This is a genomic window from Pseudonocardia ammonioxydans, assembly GCF_900115005.1.
Classification (GTDB): domain Bacteria; phylum Actinomycetota; class Actinomycetes; order Mycobacteriales; family Pseudonocardiaceae; genus Pseudonocardia; species Pseudonocardia ammonioxydans.
On sequence record NZ_FOUY01000008.1, the window covers coordinates 13,995 to 31,582 of the forward strand.

Annotated in this window: 14 protein-coding genes; 13 read left to right on the top strand and 1 reads right to left on the bottom strand. The window is 74.1% G+C overall.

The genetic code is table 11. The annotated features are described in order from the left end of the window. The first annotated feature begins 113 nt into the window (after positions 1-113). The 3 genes from BM093_RS09825 to BM093_RS09835 all read left to right on the top strand — a co-directional run bounded on the left by BM093_RS09825 (position 114) and on the right by BM093_RS09835 (position 4,956). The gene (locus tag BM093_RS09825) at positions 114-3,467 is read left to right on the top strand and encodes an error-prone DNA polymerase (protein ID WP_093340612.1); all 3,354 of its coding nucleotides are present in this window, start codon (positions 114-116) and stop codon (positions 3,465-3,467) included. Positions 3,468-3,629: 162 nt separating this feature from the next. Next, a complete protein-coding gene (locus BM093_RS09830) occupies positions 3,630-4,484 on the top strand; it encodes a bifunctional methylenetetrahydrofolate dehydrogenase/methenyltetrahydrofolate cyclohydrolase (protein ID WP_093340614.1) in 855 nt (284 codons plus the stop codon). Between the two features lie 163 nt (positions 4,485-4,647). Continuing rightward, complete coding sequence (locus BM093_RS09835; RefSeq protein ID WP_093340616.1) at positions 4,648-4,956, top strand: DUF3017 domain-containing protein; 309 nt, start codon at positions 4,648-4,650, stop codon at positions 4,954-4,956. Positions 4,957-5,406: 450 nt separating this feature from the next. On the opposite strand, the gene BM093_RS09840 is transcribed toward BM093_RS09835, so the two are convergent. Then, entirely contained in the window at positions 5,407-7,638 is a 2,232-nt protein-coding gene (locus BM093_RS09840; protein ID WP_093340618.1) for an NADP-dependent isocitrate dehydrogenase, read from the bottom strand. A gap of 247 nt (positions 7,639-7,885) precedes the next feature. On the opposite strand from BM093_RS09840, the gene BM093_RS09845 reads away from it, so the two are divergent. The 10 genes from BM093_RS09845 (at position 7,886) to BM093_RS09890 (ending at position 17,534) form a co-directional block, all read left to right on the top strand. Further along, entirely contained in the window at positions 7,886-8,215 is a 330-nt protein-coding gene (locus BM093_RS09845; protein ID WP_093340621.1) for a hypothetical protein, read from the top strand. A gap of 62 nt (positions 8,216-8,277) precedes the next feature. Next, complete coding sequence (locus BM093_RS09850) at positions 8,278-9,105, top strand: exodeoxyribonuclease III (RefSeq protein ID WP_093340623.1); 828 nt, start codon at positions 8,278-8,280, stop codon at positions 9,103-9,105. Next, positions 9,102-9,929: a protein kinase domain-containing protein gene (locus tag BM093_RS09855; RefSeq protein ID WP_177238369.1), complete on the top strand. Its 828-nt coding sequence runs from the start codon at positions 9,102-9,104 to the stop codon at positions 9,927-9,929. The genes BM093_RS09850 and BM093_RS09855 overlap by 4 nt, the downstream gene beginning before the upstream one ends. 166 nt (positions 9,930-10,095) lie before the next feature. Next, entirely contained in the window at positions 10,096-10,644 is a 549-nt protein-coding gene (locus BM093_RS09860; RefSeq protein WP_093340625.1) for a YbaK/EbsC family protein, read from the top strand. Positions 10,645-10,725: 81 nt separating this feature from the next. Further along, complete coding sequence (locus BM093_RS09865; protein ID WP_093340627.1) at positions 10,726-13,341, top strand: bifunctional FO biosynthesis protein CofGH; 2,616 nt, start codon at positions 10,726-10,728, stop codon at positions 13,339-13,341. Positions 13,342-13,419: 78 nt separating this feature from the next. Further along, positions 13,420-13,629: a hypothetical protein gene (locus BM093_RS09870; protein WP_093340629.1), complete on the top strand. Its 210-nt coding sequence runs from the start codon at positions 13,420-13,422 to the stop codon at positions 13,627-13,629. 227 nt (positions 13,630-13,856) lie between these two features. Next, positions 13,857-14,786: a winged helix-turn-helix transcriptional regulator gene (locus BM093_RS09875; RefSeq protein ID WP_245773444.1), complete on the top strand. Its 930-nt coding sequence runs from the start codon at positions 13,857-13,859 to the stop codon at positions 14,784-14,786. Then, positions 14,783-15,799, top strand: a complete 1,017-nt coding sequence (gene trpS, locus BM093_RS09880) for a tryptophan--tRNA ligase (RefSeq protein ID WP_093340633.1) — start codon at positions 14,783-14,785, stop codon at positions 15,797-15,799. The genes BM093_RS09875 and trpS overlap by 4 nt, the downstream gene beginning before the upstream one ends. 40 nt (positions 15,800-15,839) lie before the next feature. Then, positions 15,840-16,904, top strand: a complete 1,065-nt coding sequence (yhjD, locus tag BM093_RS09885; protein WP_177238370.1) for an inner membrane protein YhjD — start codon at positions 15,840-15,842, stop codon at positions 16,902-16,904. 99 nt (positions 16,905-17,003) lie between these two features. Beyond that, positions 17,004-17,534 carry a hypothetical protein gene (locus BM093_RS09890; protein ID WP_093340635.1) on the top strand — a complete coding sequence of 177 codons (531 nt, stop codon included), beginning with the start codon at positions 17,004-17,006 and terminating at the stop codon, positions 17,532-17,534. Positions 17,535-17,588 lie beyond the last annotated feature (54 nt).

The window sequence follows — 17,588 nt, forward strand, 5'->3', positions numbered from 1 at the left end:
CCCCTTCCATCACCTTCGCCGTGCCGACGGTGCCTGCCCGGTCCTGCTGTACGGCGTGTGCTGTGCGAGCGCATCACTGTTGATCGAACTTGTGTTCGAGTAGGCTTGCGGGTGTGGGCTGGCAGAACCCGGATGTCCCCTGGTCCGAGCTGGAGGGTGCGCTCTCCGGCCGGCCCGTGCACGACGGGTCGAGCCTGCGCGGCGGCCCGGAGGCCGACGGCGGCGACGCCCCGGCCTGGTCCGCCCACCGCGGCCCCTACGCACCGCCGGAGAACCTGCGCCCGGCGGGGGCGGGCGTCCCGTACGCCGAGCTGCACTGTCACTCGCACTTCAGCTTTCTCGACGGTGCGAGCGCCCCCGAGGAACTCGTCGAGCGGGCGGCCGAGCTCGGGCTGGAGGCGATCGCGCTCACCGACCACGACGGCATGTACGGCGTGGTCCGGTTCGCCGAGGCGGCCGAGGTGCTGGGGGTCCGGACCGTCTTCGGGGCCGAGCTGAGCCTGGGCCTGTCCGCCCCGCAGAACGGGGTGGCCGACCCGGAGGGCGAGCACCTGCTCCTGCTCGCCCGCGGCCCGGACGGCTACCGCGCGCTGTGCCGCACGATCTCGACCGCGCAGATGCGTGGCGGAGAGAAGGGCCGCCCGATCTACGACCTCGACGAGGTCGTCGCCGACACCGCCGGGGCGGTCGTGGTGCTCACCGGCTGCCGCAAGGGTGCGGTGCGCCGCGCGCTGGAGCGGCACGGCCCGCAGGCGGCGGCCGCCGAGCTGGAGCGGCTGGTGACCCGGTTCGGCCGGGAGTACGTCCGTGTCGAGCTGACCGCGCACGGCGACCCGTGCGACACCGAGCGCAACGACGCCCTGGCCGCCCTGGCCGACCGGGCGGGTGTCGCGACGGTGGCGACGACCGCCGCGCACTACGCCGGCCCGGACCGGGCGCCGCTCGCGGCGACCGTGGCGGCGGTGCGGGCCCGCCGCAGCCTGGACGAGATCGACCCCTGGCTGCCCGCGGCCGGCACCGCGCACCTGCGCTCCGGGGCGGAGATGGCACTGCGCTTCGAGGAGCGGTACCCGGGCGCGGTGGCGCGGGCCGCGGAGCTCGGCCGCGAGCTGGCGTTCGAGCTGCACCTGGTGGCGCCGGAACTGCCCCCGTTCGACGTGCCGGCGGGGGAGACCGAGGCCTCCTGGCTGCGGACGCTGACCGAGCGGGGCCGGATGGAGCGCTACGGCAGCCACGACGAGAACCCGTTCGCCGCGTACACCGTCGAGCGCGAGCTGGCGATCATCGAGCAGAAGGACTTCCCGGGCTACTTCCTGATCGTGCACGACATCGTCGACTTCTGCCGGCGGGAGGACATCTTCTGCCAGGGCCGGGGGTCCGCGGCGAACTCCGCGGTCTGTTACGCGCTCGGCATCACCAACGTCGACGCCGTCCGGCACGGCCTGCTGTTCGAGCGGTTCCTGTCCCCGGACCGCGACGGCTACCCCGACATCGACCTGGACATCGAGTCCGGTCGCCGGGAGGAGGCCATCCAGTACGTCTACCGCCGCTACGGCCGGCTGTACGCCGCGCAGGTCGCGAACGTCATCACCTACCGGCCGCGGTCGGCGGTGCGCGACACCGCCCGTGCGCTCGGCTTCTCGCCCGGCCAGCAGGACGCGTGGAGCAAGCGGGTCGAGCGGTGGCACGCGCTGGAGGCGTCGGACCTCGGGGCGGACGGGAACGGCACGGCGATGCCGCCGCAGCTGCTCGACCTCGCCGGGCAGCTGCTGGGCGCGCCGCGTCATCTCGGCATCCACTCCGGCGGCATGGTCATCTGCGACCGGCCGGTGTCCGAGGTCGTCCCGGTGGAGTGGGCGCGGATGGCGGACCGGACCGTCGTGCAGTGGGACAAGGAGGACTGCGCCGCGGCGGGGCTGGTCAAGTTCGACCTGCTCGGCCTGGGCATGCTCACCGCGCTGCACCTGATGGTGGACCTGGTCGAGCACACCACGGGCACCCGGATCGAGCTGCACACGATCGGCGAGTCCGATCCGGAGGTCTACGCGATGCTCTCCCGGGCCGACTCGGTCGGGGTGTTCCAGGTGGAGTCCCGGGCCCAGATGGCGACGCTGCCCCGGCTGCGCCCGCGGGAGTTCTACGACCTGGTCGTGGAGGTCGCGCTGATCCGGCCCGGCCCGATCCAGGGCGGTTCGGTGCACCCCTACATCCGGCGCCGCAACCAGCTGGAGGACTGGGAGCACGACCACGAGCTGCTGGCGCCCGCGCTGGACAAGACCCTGGGCATCCCGCTGTTCCAGGAGCAGATGATGCAGATCGCGGTGGACGTCGCCGGGTTCTCCGCGGCCGAGGCCGACGAGCTGCGCCGGGCGATGGGGGCCAAGCGCTCCACCGAGAAGATGGAGCGTCTGCGCGGCCGGTTCTTCGACGGGATGGCGGCGAACGGGATCACCGGAGAGCTCGCCTCGAAGATCTTCGACAAGATGCTGGCGTTCGCGAACTTCGGCTTCCCGGAGAGTCACTCGATCAGCTTCGCCGCGCTGGTCTACTACTCGGCCTGGTTCAAGCTCCACCACCCGGCCGCGTTCTGCGCGGCGCTGCTCAACGCCCAGCCGATGGGCTTCTACTCGCCGCAGTCACTGGTCGCCGACGCCCGCAGGCACGGGGTGCGCGTCCGCCGTCCGGACGTGAACGACGGCCGGGCCGACGCGACCCTGCAACCGGACCCGGACAGCACCGGCGGGTGGGCGATCCGGCTCGGGCTCTCCGGGATCCGCACGATCGGCACCGACCTCGCCGAGACGATCGACACCGGGCGGGACGCGGGCGGGCCGTTCGCCGACCTGGCCGACCTCGCCCGCCGCGTCCGGCTGACCGGGCCGCAGGCCGAGGCGCTCGCCACCGCGGGCGCGTTCGGCTGTTTCGGGGTGGATCGGCGGGAGGCGCTGTGGGCGGCCGGCGTCGTCGCGGGGGTGCGCCCGGAGCACCTGCCGGGCACCGCCGTCGGGTTCGAGGCGCCCGCTCTGCCCGGGATGACCGAGGCGGAGCTGACCGTCTCCGACGTGTGGGCCACCGGCGTCTCGCCGGACAGTCACCCGGTGCAGCACCTGCGGGACCGGCTGGACGCGCTCGGCGCGGTCCGGATCGACCGGCTCGACGCCGTCGGCAGCCGGTCCGGGCCGGACGCGCCGCCGCGGGTGCTGGTCGGCGGTCTGGTCACCCACCGGCAGCGCCCGGCGACCGCGGGCGGGGTGACGTTCGTGAACCTGGAGGACGAGTCCGGGATGCTCAACGTGACGTGCTCGGAGGGGCTGTGGGCCCGCTACCGGTCGGTAGCGCTGGGCAGTGCCGCGCTGCTGGTGCGCGGGCGGCTCGAACGCAGCCCCGAGGGGGTGCTCAACCTGCTGGCGGACCGGCTGCAGCGGATGCCGCTCGCCGTGACCGTGCAGTCCCGTGACTTCCGCTGACCCCCGTGAGTGGTAATCGCGGTCAGAGCCGCGATAACCACTCACGGGTCGGTTGAGCTCGGCGAAGCGGACCCTGGGCCCGGTCGCGGTGACCCGCGGGCTGCGGTTCCGCGCGACTCGGTCGGTGCGGCACGCACTGCGGGCACCTGGGAGGATGACCGCGTGAGCGCAACGGTCATGGACGGCAAGGCGACGCTGGCGGAGCTCCTCGAGGACCTGCGGGCACGTGTCGAGAAGCTGACGGCGGCCGGAGCGACGCCGGGTCTCGGCACGGTGCTGGTCGGGGACGACCCGGGGTCGCACGCCTACGTCCGCGCCAAGCACCGCGACTGCGCCAAGGTCGGGATCACCTCCCTGCAGCGCGAGCTGCCGGCCGACGCGAGCCAGGCCCAGGTCGAGGACACCATCGACGAGCTGAACGCCGACCCGTCCTGCACCGGCTACATCGTCCAGCTGCCGCTGCCGGACGGGTTGGACGCCGGCGCCGCGCTGGAGCGCATCGACCCGGCGAAGGACGCCGACGGCCTGCACCCGACCAACCTGGGACGCCTGGTGCTCGGCGAGCCCGGGCCGCTGCCCTGCACGCCGCGCGGCATCGTCGAGCTGTGCCGCCGCTTCGACGTCGAGCTGAACGGCGCCGAGGTCGTCGTCGTCGGCCGCGGGGTCACCGTCGGGCGCCCGCTCGGGCTGCTGCTGACCCGCCGCAGCGAGAACGCGACCGTGACGCTGTGCCACACCGGGACCCGTGATCTCGGGGCGCACCTGCGGGCGGCCGACGTCGTCGTCGCCGCGGCCGGGAAGGCGGGGCTGATCACCGCGGACCAGATCCGGCCGGGGGCGACGGTGCTCGACGTCGGCGTCACCCGGACCGATCTCGGGCTGGTCGGCGACGTGGCCCCCGAGGTTGCGGAGGTCGCCGGGCGGCTGGCGCCGATGCCGGGTGGCATCGGCCCGATGACGCGCGGGATGCTGCTGACGAACGTCATCGAGGCAGCCGAACGGAGCTTGCCGGAGTGAGCATCGGCACCGAACGCAGCGTGCCGGAGTGAGCGTCGGCGCCGAACGCAGCGTGCCGGAGTGAGCGTCGGCACCGAACGCAGCGTGCCGGAGTGAGCATCGATAACGAACGCAGCGTGCCGGAGTGAGCATCGATACCGAACGGCCGGGCGGAGGAGGCACGATGGCCACCACGCGGAGCGGGTTCGGGCTGCGTGCCCGGCTGCGCACGCACTGGCCGCTGCTGGCCGTGCTCGGGATCGCCCTGGTCGGCCTCGAGCGGGTGGTGACCGAGCACTGGCGGGAGGGGTCGGCGGCGTTCGCCGTGGCGATGCTGCTCGCCGCCGGGCTGCGGCTCGCGCTGCCGCCGGACCGGGTGGGGCTGCTCGCGGTCCGCGGCCGGCACGCCGACGCGCTGGTCTACGGCGCGTTCGGGCTCGCCGTCCTGCTGCTGGCCCTGACGATCACCCGGGGTTCGCTGACGATCAGCTGACCGGGGCTGCCGGGCGGACCGCTCAGCGGCGGGTGTCGGCGGGCGTGGCCGGGCGCCGGGTCGGGGGCCGGCGCGGGCCTGCGGGACGTTTGCTGCCGGGGCGTCCGGGGCCGGTGCTGGTGGCTCGCGGTCCCTGCACCGGACGGCGGGGCGGCCGGTGCGCGCGGCGGGACGGCCGGGCGGGGACGGGGGCCCCGGGCGGCGCGGTCGTCGTCGGCTCGATAATGATCATCGCTAACAGAATTCTACCGGTCGGTACGCACGCTCGGTCACCGGGGAGGCGTCGCCCCGCAGGTGATCACCCCCGAGGCGCCGGATCTTGATCACGGGGAGTTGCGGGCGCGGTCCGTGACCTGCGCGCGCGGAGGTGCTCGGAGGGCCCGCACGTGCTCCTGGTGCGGGCGAGGGCCGCCTCCCCGGCGGGGAGGCGGCCCTCGTGGCGTCGCTGTGTCAGTTCTTGCCGGCGAAGCCGTCGATCGCGGTGTTGAAGGTGCTGCTCGGCCGCATCACCGAGTCGGCCTTGGCGCGGTCCACGTAGTAGTAGCCGCCGAGGTCGACCGGGTCGCCCTGGGCGCCGTTCAGCTCCCCGACGATCTTCTCCTCGTCGGCGGCCAGCGACTCGGCGAGCGGGGCGAAGACCTTCGCCAGGTCCGGGTCGTCGGTCTGGGCGGCCAGCGCCTGCGCCCAGTAGAGCGCGATGTAGAAGTGGCTGCCCCGGTTGTCGAGCTCGTTCACCTTGCGGGACGGGGACTTGCCGTTCTCCAGCAGCAGGCCGGTGGCGTCGTCGAGCGCCTGTCCCAGCAGCTTCGCCCGGAGCGGGTCGGGCGACTTCGACGCCAGCATCTCCAGCGACACGGCCAGCGCCAGGAACTCACCGAGGGAGTCCCACCGCAGGTGGTTCTCCTTCTGCAACTGCTGCACGTGCTTGGGCGCCGAGCCGCCGGCCCCGGTCTCGAACAGGCCGCCGCCGTTCATCAGCGGGACGATCGAGAGCATCTTCGCGCTGGTGCCCAGCTCGAGGATCGGGAACAGGTCGGTCAGGTAGTCGCGCAGCACGTTGCCGGTGACCGAGATCGTGTCCTCGCCCTTGCGCGCCCGCTCCAGGGTGTAGCGGGTGGCGTCGGCGACGTTCATGATTTCGATGGTCAGGCCGTCGGTGTCGTGCTCACCCAGGTACTCGCGCACCTTGGCGATCAGCTGCGCGTCGTGCGCGCGGGTCTCGTCCAGCCAGAACACGGCCGGGACGCCGGTGGCCCGGGCCCGGTCGACGGCCAGGCCGACCCAGTTGCGGATCGGGGCGTCCTTGGTCTGGCAGGCGCGCCAGATGTCGCCCTCGGCGACCTCGTGCGAGAGCTTCGCCTCGCCGGAGGCGGCGTCGACCACGCGGACCGTGCCGGCCGCCGCGATCTCGAAGGTCTTGTCGTGCGAGCCGTACTCCTCGGCCTTCTGCGCCATCAGGCCGACGTTCGGGACGGTGCCCATCGTCGTCGGGTCGAACGCGCCGTGCTCCTGGCAGTGCCGCACGGTCTCGTCGTAGAGGGCCGCGTAGGACGAGTCCGGGATGACGAACTTGGTGTCCTGCGTGGTGTCGTCGGCGTTCCACATCTGGCCGGACGACCGGATCGCCGCCGGCATCGAGGCGTCGATGATGACGTCGCTCGGCACGTGCAGGTTGGTGATCCCGCGCGAGGAGTCGACCTGGGCCAGGGCGGGGCCGGAGGAGTAGGCGTCGGTGATGGCCTGCTCGATGGCCTCGCGCTTGTCCGCGGGGAGCTGCTCCAGCGCGGCCAGCACCGAGGCCAGGCCGTCGTCCGGGTCGGCGCCGACGGAGGCGAGGGCGTCACCGTGAGCGGCGAAGACGTCGGCGAAGTAGGCCCGCACCGCGTGCCCGAAGATGATCGGGTCGGAGACCTTCATCATCGTGGCCTTCAGGTGCACCGAGAACAGCACGCCCTTGGCCTTGGCGTCGGCGACCTGCTCGGCCAGGAACGCCTGCAGCGCCTCGCGCCGCATGACCGCTCCGTCGATCACCTCGCCGGCCAGCACCGGCACCGACTCCTTGAGGACGGTGACGGTGCCGTCGGCCGCGACGTGCTCGATCCGCACGGCGCCGTCGGCGGGAGCGGTGAACGAGGTCTCGGAGTGCCGGAAGTCACCGTCGGACATGGTCGCGACGTGCGATGCCGACTCCGGGCTCCAGGCCCCCATCGAGTGCGGGTACTTGCGCGCGAAGTTCTTCACCGAGGCCGGCGCCCGGCGGTCGGAGTTGCCCTCGCGCAGCACCGGGTTCACGGCGGAACCCTTGACGGCGTCGTACGCGGCGCGGGCGGCCCGCTGGTCGTCGGTCTGCGGGTCCTCCGGGTAGTCCGGTACGTCGTAGCCGGCGTCCTGCAGCTCCGTGATCGCGGCCTTGAGCTGGGGGATCGAGGCGCTGATGTTCGGCAGCTTGATGATGTTGGCGTCCGGGGTCCTCGCCAGCTCGCCGAGCTCGGCGAGCGCGTCCGGCACGCGCTGGGCGTCGGTCAGCCGGTCCGGGAACTGCGCCAGGATGCGACCGGCCAACGAGATGTCACGGGTCTCCACGTCGACCCCGGCCTGCCCGGCGAACGCCTCGATGATCGGCAGGAAGGAGTGTGTCGCCAGCGCCGGCGCCTCGTCGGTGTACGTGTAGATGAGCTTCATCGCGTCTGTGGCCTGCCTCGGGCTCGTCGTCGGATCGGATCTGCGGGCTCCGCCGCTGCGCCGACGACCTGCCCGGGGGCCGGGCGGGGCCCCGGCGCGGCGGCCCGCTTCCGCGGCACACGCTATCCCGTGGACACCCCGTGACGCGCGCAGGAGTAACCGGTCCGACACCCCCGTGCGGTGGACAGGCCCGCCGGGCCCGACCGGCTACGGTTGAGGCGAGCAGGTGACGAGGGGAGCGACGGGCGTGGCCAAGGTGAAACTCCCGGCCTTCAAGAAGTCCTGGCTGCGCGGGTGGCCGCTGGTGGTCGTGCTGGCCATCGCCCTGACCGTGGTCGCACTCGGCTACGGCGGCGCCACCGACCAGCTCGGCAGCACGTGCACGGTGACGGTGCAGGCCGCGGAGGTCACGGTCCGGGCGGCGCCGAGCCCGTCCGCGCAGTCCGTCGGGACGCTGACCCGGGGTGAGGAGGTCCCGGCGGAGACGATCGTCGACACCGGATTCCGCAAGCTCACCGGCGGCGACCGGTGGGTGCCGTCGAACAGCGTCGCCGCGACCGCCGGGAGCCGGTGTTAGCGCCCCTGGCGGCGTCGCGAACCCGCTGCCCGGCGTGATCGTCGGTACGGGAGAGTAGGGGCGTGGTTCCTCCCGTCCGTGCCATCGCTGCCGCCAACGTCAACGGTGTGCGGGCGGCCAGCGTCAAGGGGATGCTCGACTGGCTCGCCGCGACCGACGCCGACGTGATCTGCCTGCAGGAGGTCCGGGCCCGTCCGGACGAGGTACCGGTCGCCCTCCGCGAGCTGCTCGACGCCCACGGCTGGCACCTGCGGATGGCGCCGTCGGAGACCGCGAAGGGCCGCAACGGCGTCGCCGTCCTGAGCCGGGCCGAACCGGAGGCGGTGCGGATCGGCTTCGGTGACCCCGCCTCCGACCTGGACGGGCGCTACCTCGAGGTCGACCTGCCCGGCGGGCTCACCGTGGCGTCGCTCTATCTGCCCAAGGGGGTCGCCGGGACCGACCGCCAGGACGCCAAGGACGCGTTCTGCAAGACCTTCGCCGACCACCTGCGCACCGCGTTCGACCGGTGCGCCGTCACCGGCCGCGAGATGGTCGTCGCCGGGGACTGGAACATCGCGCCGACCGAGCGGGACCTGCGCAACTGGCGCAACAACCAGCGCAACTCCGGTTTCCTGCCCTACGAGCGGGAGTGGTTCGCCGCGCTGCTGGCGCACGGCTGGTCCGACGTCGTGCGGGACCTGCACCCGGACACCGACGGGCCGTACACCTGGTGGACCTACCGCGGACGGGCGTTCGACAACGACGTCGGCTGGCGGATCGACCACGTGCTGACCACCCCCGGCGTCGCGGCGGCGGCGACCGGGGCGGTCGTGCAACGCGCGGCGTCCCACGACGCCCGCTGGTCCGACCACGCACCGGTGCTCGTCCGGCTGGGAGGCGCCGGGTGATCGAGGGCAGGCTCGTCGGGGGGCGCTACCTGCTGCTCGACACCCTGGAACGTCGCGGGTTCGGTCCCTCGCACCGCGCCGAGGACCGGATCACCGGCCGGACGGTCGTGGTCACCGAGATCACCCTGCCCGCGGACGACGGTGCGCGGGAGCGGCTGCTCGCCGAGGTGCGGGCCGCCGGACGGCTGCGCCACCCGGGCGTCGTCGGCGTCCTCGACCTGATCACCGACCGGGTCGCCGACGGCGGGATGCGCGAGTACCTGGTCACCGAGCACCCGGAGACGCGTCCGCTGAGCCGGGTGCTGACCGACGGCGACCCGCCGTCCCCCCGCCGGGCGGCGGTGATCGGGCGGGACGTGCTGGCCGCGCTGCGGGCCGTGCACGCCGAGGGCCGCACGCACGGCGGCCTCGACCCGGACTGCGTCCTGCTCGCCCCGGACGGCCGCGGGCTGGTCACCGACATCGGGCTGGCCCGCGCGATCGGGCGGCGGGCCACCGGCGGGAGCCCGTTCACCCCGCCGGAGCGCACCGGCCCGGACGGCGACACACCGGCCGCGGACCTGTGGAGTCTCGGGGCCGTGCTGCACCACGCCGCCGGGCGGCAGGCGGCGCCGGGCAGCCCGCTGGACCAGGCGATCACCGGCCTGACCGCGGCCGAGCCGGCCGGGCGGATCGGCCCGGATCATGCCGAGGCCCTGCTGGAGCGGGCCGCGCGGCCCCGCCCGACCGGTGGCGACCTGGGGCGCAACCGCTGGATCCTGCTGCTCGCGGCCGGTGTGCTGCTGGTCGCCGTCGTCGGAATGGTGCTCTGGGCGGTGCTGTGAGCCGTGGTGCTGCGAGTCGGGGTGCTGCGAGTCGGGGTGCTGTGAGTCGGGGTGCTGTGATCCGTCGTGCTGTGAGTCGGGTGCTGCGAGGATCGGCGTCCCGCCGCGAGCCCGGTGCAGCCGGGGCCGTACGGAAACCGGTGGCCGGACCCAGCAGGATGGGCGTATGACCGAGCCCACCGCCGGGACCGCACCCGAGAGCACGGCCGAGCACCCCGCCGACCATCCCCGCGTCGCGGCGGTGAAGGAGGAACTGCGCCGGGCCGGTGCCGCCCCGGCGTCGATCGCCGGGCTGATCCTGCTGCCGGACGCGGTGACCACCGCCGCCGCGGCGGCCGCGGCGCTCGGCGTCGAGGTCGGTCAGATCGCCAACTCGCTGGTGTTCGACGCCGACGGGGAGCCGCTGCTCGTGCTCACCTCGGGCCGGCACCGGGTGGACACCGACCGGGTCGCCGCCCTCGTCGGCGCCGGCCGGGTCGGCCGGGCCGACAAGGACGTCGTCCTGGCCGCGACCGGGCAGGTCATCGGTGGTGTCGCGCCGGTCGGGCACCCGGCGCCGCTGCGCACGCTGGTCGACGTCGCGCTGGACGACTACGACCGGGTGTGGGCGGCGGGTGGGGTCGCCCGGTCGGTGTTCCCGACCACGTTCGCGGAGCTGATCGCGGTCACCGGCGGGACGGCCGCGCAGGTCGCCGCGGACCGCGCCGGGGGCTGAGCCGCGCGCCGACCGCGGCCCCCGGGATCTCGTCGATCTCGGTGGTCGCTCGTGGCGCCCGGCGTACCTACTGTGAGGGGCATGGCCGAATCTTCCGCCGCCCCGTCCGAGCCCGCCCCGAGCGCCTCGGCCCTCCGCCGCGCGCTGCGCCGGGTGCGTGACGGGTCCACGTTGGACGTCACCGAGGCCGCGGTGCTGCTCGCCGCGCGCGGTGCGGACCTCGACGAGCTGCTCACCCACGCCTCCCGGGTCCGGGACGCCGGGCTGGTCGAGGAGGGCCGGCCCGGGGTGATCACGTACTCCCGCAACGTGTTCATCCCGCTGACCCGGCTCTGCCGGGACCGCTGCCACTACTGCACGTTCGCGACCGTGCCGCACCGGCTCGAGTCGCTGTTCCTCGAGCGCGACGAGGTCGTCGAGATCGCCCGGCAGGGGGCCGAGCAGGGCTGCAAGGAGGCCCTGTTCACCCTCGGCGACCGTCCGGAGGACCGGTGGCCGCAGGCCCGGGAGTGGCTGGAGGAGCGCGGTTACGACTCCACACTGGACTACGTGCGGGCGTGCGCGATCGCCGTGCTGGAGGAGACCGGGCTGCTGCCGCACCTCAACCCGGGCGTCATGAGCTGGGAGGAGGCCACCCGGCTCAAGCCGGTCGCGGCCAGCATGGGGATGATGCTGGAGACGACCTCGCAGCGGCTGTTCGAGAAGGGCGGCCCGCACTTCGGCAGCCCGGACAAGGAGCCCGCGGTCCGGCTCCGTGCGCTCACCGACGCCGGGCGGGTCGGGGTCCCGTTCACCACCGGCCTCCTGATCGGGATCGGCGAGAACCGCACCGAGCGGGCCGAGTCGCTGTTCGCGATCCGGTCCGCGGCCCGCCAGCACGGGCACGTGCAGGAGGTCATCGTCCAGAACTTCCGGGCCAAGCCGGACACCGCGATGGCCAACGACCCGGACGCCGACCTGGACGACCTGGCCGCCACCCTCGCCGTCGCCCGGCTGGTGCTCGGGCCGAAGATCCGGCTGCAGGCCCCGCCGAACCTGGTCGGCGAGGAGCAGGCGCTGATGCTGCGCGCCGGCATCGACGACTGGGGCGGGGTCTCGCCGGTGACGGTCGACCACGTGTCGCCGGAGATGCCCTGGCCGGCGGTCGAGGACCTGGAGCGGGTCACGGCGGCGGAGGGGTTCACGCTGGCGGAGCGGCTCACCGCCTACCCCAAGTACGTGCGCGCGGGGTCGCCCTGGATCGACACCCGGCTGCACGGGCACGTCGCCGCGCTCGCGACGGCCGACGGGCTCGCGGACCCGGACGCGGTGGTCGAGGGGCGGTCCTGGCAGGAGCCCGACGGCGGGTTCGCCTCGACCGGGCGCACCGACCTCAACACCGCCGTGGACACCGAGGGGCGCACCGCGGACCGGCGCAGCGACTTCGGCTCGGTCTACGGCGACTGGGACGAGGTGGCGGCCGAGCTGGCCGCACAGCGGTCCCGGGGCGGCGGGGCGGGCCACCCGGCCGGGGGAGGACCCCGCCTGGACGCCGACGCCCGCGCCGGCCTGGACCTGGCCGCGTCCGACCCGGCCGCGCTGCTGGACCCGGCGAACGAGGCCGCGGCGATGGCCGTGCTGACCGCCGACGGGCCGGCGCTGGGTGAGCTGGTGCGCCTGGCCGACGACGTGCGCCGCGACGTCAACGGCGACGACGTCACCTACGTCGTCAACCGCAACATCAACTTCTCGAACGTGTGCTACGTCGGCTGCCGGTTCTGCGCGTTCGCCCAGCGCGAGCGCGACGCCGACGCGTTCCGGCTCTCCCTCGACGACGTCGCCGCCCGCGCCGCCGAGGCCGCCCGGGACGGTGCCACCGAGGTCTGCGTGCAGGGCGGGATCGACCCGCAGCTGCCGGTGTCGTTCTACGCGGACCTGGTCCGCGCGGTGCACGAGGCCGTGCCCGGCATGCACGTGCACGCCTTCTCCCCGATGGAGATCGTCTCGGCGGCGGCCAAGGCCGGCGTGTCGATCCGGGACTGGCTGGCCGAGCTCAAGGAGGCCGGTCTGGGCTCGATCCCGGGCACCGCGGCCGAGATCCTCGACGACGAGGTCCGCTGGGTGCTGACCAAGGGCAAGCTGCCGGCGTCGCAGTGGATCGAGGTCGTCTCGACCGCGCACGAGCTGGGGATCCCGTCGTCGTCGACGATGATGTACGGCCACGTCGACGAGCCCCGCCACTGGCTGGGCCACCTGCGCACCCTCGCCTCGATCCAGGACCGGTCGCTGGCGGCCGGGGCCGCGGCGTTCACCGAGTTCGTCCCGCTGCCGTTCGTGCACCACAACGCGCCGATCTACCTGGCCGGGATCGCCCGGCCCGGTCCGACCGAGCGGGACAACCGGGCGGTGCACGCGTTCGCCCGGCTCGCGCTGCACGGCCGGATCGACCACGTCCAGGTGTCGTGGGTGAAGCTCGGCGACGAGCTGGCCGGCGACGTCCTGGGCGGCGGTGCCGACGACATGGGCGGCACGCTGATGGAGGAGACGATCAGCCGGATGGCCGGGTCGGAGAACGGCTCGGAGCGCTCGGTGGAGGAGCTGACCGCGATCGCGCACGCCGCGGGCCGCCCGGTGCGGCAGCGCACGACCACCTACCGCGGCGAGCCGTCGGTGCTGACGCCGTCCCGCCCGCCGACGCTCCCGCTCACCCCCGCCTGACCGCCGCGCGGCCGCGGGGGTGCCCCGGTGCAGTTCCGGAGCACCTCTCGCGGCCGCCGTGCGGCGTACGGTCGGGGCATGGGCGTACTCGGAGAGATGTTCGGCAAGAAGCGGATCCACGAGGACTCCGACGCCGCGCAGGGCGGGCAGCAGTGGCGGCTGGGGCCGATCGACCTGGAGAACGGTGTGGTGACGGTGGGCCCCGCCGAGAACACCGCCCGCCCCGCCGAGAACACCGCCGCCGATCCGACCGATCCGGCCGACGACGGCGCGGACCGGGACACCTGAGCGACGCGTGGCCGGCCGGATCGCGGCGACGTCCCCCTCTGCGTCGCCACGGACCCCGACCGGCCCCGGCCCGTGGATCGGATCCCCCGATACCGACCCACACCCCACCGCTCGGGCCGGATTCCGGCCGTCGTGGCGCGCCCCCCGGCACACCCGACTTCGATCGGCAGAGTCAGGCTCCACGGTACGATCATGATCGGCGCGAGGTCAAGGGAGGGGGCGTGCGGATGCCGGATCTGGGCGCCGTCGGGCGGGGCCTCGGACTGCTCGCCGACCACTGGACCCTGCTGATCCTGCAGCGCGCGTTCTTCGGCGTCCGCCGGTACGCGGGGTGGCGCGACACCCTGCAGATCTCCGACGCCACGCTGTCCGCGCGGCTGCGCTCGCTGGTCGACGCCGGCCTGCTGCGGACCCGTCCCTACCGGGAGGGCGGGCGGGAACGGCGCGAGTACGTCCTGACCGAGCGCGGTATGGACGTCTGGAAGCTCCTGATCGTCATCTGGGACTGGGAGAAGACCTGGGTACCGCGCGCGACACCGCTGCCGGAGATCGTGCACCGCACCTGCGGCGAGCCGGCCCGGGTGCTCCCGCGGTGCGCGGACTGCGGGGAGCCGGTCGGTCCGCAGGGCACCGAGGTGATCCGCCTGCCGGGCACCCCCGGGCTGGAGCGGCTCGCCCGGCAGCATCCGCGCCGGACCCGTGGCCGGCTCCCGGACGACCCGCTGTCCGCGCTCCCCGGTGCCATGGAGATCATCGGCGACCGGTGGGGCGCGACCGTGCTCGGTGCCGCGCTGACCGGGATCCGCACGTTCGGCGAGTTCGGCGAGGCACTGGCGATCTCCCCGGAGGTGCTCTCGGACCGGTTGCGCCGCTTCGTCGAGCTCGGGGTGCTGTGCCGCACGGGGTCGGGCAGCTACCGGCTCACCGACAAGGGGCGCGCGTCGTTCCCGATCCACGTCGCGCTCGTCGAGTGGTCGCACCGCTGGCTCGGCGGGGACGGGGCCCCGGCCGACCTCACGATCCGGCACCTGTCCTGCGGCGCGGTCCTGCGGCTGCGGCTCGACTGTGACCGGTGCGGGCGGCCGATCGACCGGCGCTCGGTGTCCCCGGGTGTCCCGGTCCAGGGCGCCGGCGGGGCTGGAACGATGGCCCCATGACCGACGCTCCCCGCCCCCGCGTGCTCTCCGGGATCCAGCCCACCGCCGACTCGTTCCACCTCGGCAACTACCTGGGTGCGCTGCGGCAGTGGGTCGCGATGCAGGACGACCACGACGCCTACTACTGCATCGTCGACCTGCACGCGATCACGGTCGAGCACGACCCGGCCGAGCTGGCCCGGCGCACCCGGGTCGCCGCGGCGCAGCTGCTCGGCCTGGGGCTCGACCCGGCCCGGTGCACGCTGTTCGCGCAGTCGCACGTGCCCGAGCACGCCCGGCTGAGCTGGGTGCTGGAGTGCATCACCGGCTTCGGCGAGGCCGGCCGGATGACCCAGTTCAAGGACAAGTCGAGCAAGGAGGGCGCCGACCGGACGACGGTCGGGCTGTTCACCTACCCGGTCCTCATGGCCGCGGACATCCTGCTCTACCAGGCCGACCGGGTGCCGGTGGGCGAGGACCAGCGCCAGCACCTGGAGCTCACGCGCAACCTCGCGCAGCGGTTCAACCACCGGTTCGGCGAGACCTTCCAGGTGCCCGAGCCCTACATCCCGCCGCACACCGCGAAGATCTACGACCTGCAGGAGCCGACGGCGAAGATGAGCAAGTCGGCGTCGTCGCCGTCGGGGATCGTGGAGCTGCTCGACCCGCCGAAGACGTCCGCGAAGAAGATCCGCTCGGCCGTCACCGACAACGAGCGCGAGATCCGGTACGACCCGGAGGCCAAGCCGGGTATCGCGAACCTGCTGACGATCAACGCGGCGATGACCGACCGGACGATCGCCGAGGTCGAGGCCGAGTACGCCGGCCGGGGCTACGGCGACCTGAAGAAGGACCTCGGCGAGATCGTCGCCGGGTTCGCGGAGCCGTTCGCGGAGAAGGTCAACGGCTACCTGGCCGACCCGGCCGAGCTCGACCGGGTCCTCGCGAAGGGCGCCACCCGGGCGCGCGAGGTGTCCGGCGCGACACTCGCCGCGGTTCACGAGAGGATCGGGTTCCTCCCGCCGGCCGGCTGACCGGCCCGGCGGGCGAGGTACGACCGATCCCGGGGGAACGATGGCCGACAACCGTGCCACCACGACGGCGCACCGGTTCGACGAGGACGCCGAGGAGGGCCCGACCTTCCTCGAGCGCCAGCGCGAGAAGCACCCGTGGCTGGACCACCTGGTCCGGGCGGGCGCCCGCTACACCGAGAACCACGGTGACCACTACGCCGCGGCGATCACCTACTTCTCGATCCTCGCGCTGGTGCCGCTGCTGATGGTCGCCTTCGCCGCGGCCGGGTTCGTGCTGCGCGGCAACGAGGAGCTGCTGCGGTCGCTGCAGGACGGCATCGCCTCGGCGGCGCCGGGGGACATCGGGAACATGCTGAGCGGCATCGTCGACACCGCGATCACCCGGGCGGGGGCGATCGGCCTGGTCGGTCTGGTCGGTGCGCTCTACTCCGGGATCGGCTGGATGAGCAACCTGCGCGAGGCGCTCACCGAGCAGTGGGGCCAGCGCGACGACGCCCCGCCGATGATCAAGCGGCTGGCGTTCGACCTGCTGGCCCTGGTCGGCCTGGGGCTGGCGCTGGTCGCGTCGTTCGCGATCGCCTCGGTCGGCGGCACCCTGGGGGCCTACCTGCTGGATCTGGTCGGGCTCGGGGACGCGGGCTGGGCCCGGTTCCTGCTGATGGTGGCGTCGTTCCTGCTGGGCCTCGCCGGCAACTGGCTGGTGTTCCTCTGGGTGATCGCCCGGCTGCCGCGCGAGCCGGTCGGGTTCCGCAGCGCCGCCATGGCCGCGCTGATCGGCGCGGTCGGGTTCGCGATCCTGCAGCGGGTGATGGTGGTCTACCTGGGGACGATCGGTAACTCGGCGGCGGGGGCCGCGTTCGGGTCCATCCTCGGTCTGTTGATCTTCATCTTCTTCACGTCCCGGTTCCTGCTGTTCGTGACGGCCTGGGCCGCCAGCGCCGAGGAGAACGACCAGGGCCCGCGCGACGTCCCGGCCCCGGCCGTCATCCGGCCGCAGTACGTGGTCCGGGAGGGGCCCGGTGCGCTCGCCTCGGCGGGCCTGCTCGGCGCCGGGTTGCTCGGCGGGGTGCTGGGCCTGCGGGCGCTGGGCCGGCGCCGCCGCTGACGCCTTCGGTGCGCCCGGACGCCGCAGCCGACAGGACCGAACGGTCGTACTCGGGCGGAACCCGGTAACGGGCGGTGCGGGAGTGGCGATCCGACGGATATGCCCGACAAGATCGAGACGGCGCCGTCGCTGTCCGACCTGATCCCGGTGCCCCGGGATCCCGACGCCCCGGCGGCCCCGACCGGGGCGTCCCCCGCGCCCGTCGCGCCGACCGCATCCGTCGCGCCGACCGCACCCGCCGCGCGGCCCGCACTCGCCGCGTGGGCCGACGCTGCCGAGCCGGCCGACGGTGCCGAGTCGATCGACGCCGCCGGGTCCGCTGCGTTCGCCGATGCGGGTGGGCCGGTCGAGGCCGGCGGGTCCGGGAGGACCGCGGGGGGCCCGGCGGTCGCCGAGGCGAGCGCGATCGCCGGGCCCGCAGCGGGCGTCGTGTCCGCCGGGGCAGTCGTGTCCGCCGGGGGAACGGGGTCGGTCGGGTCCGCATCGTCCGCCGCCCCGGTCCGGGCGCAGGACCGGCTCCCCGGTCCGCAGCGGGAGCGGCTGGCGTTCCTGTGGTCGGCGCTCGGCGCGCTGGTGGGGTCGGCGCTCGTCGCGGGTCTGTTCGTCGGGTTCCTCGCCCTGCTGGCCTGACCGGCCGCGGGGCCGGTGCGCGCCGGTCGGGGCCGCCGGACGGGAGCAAACCAG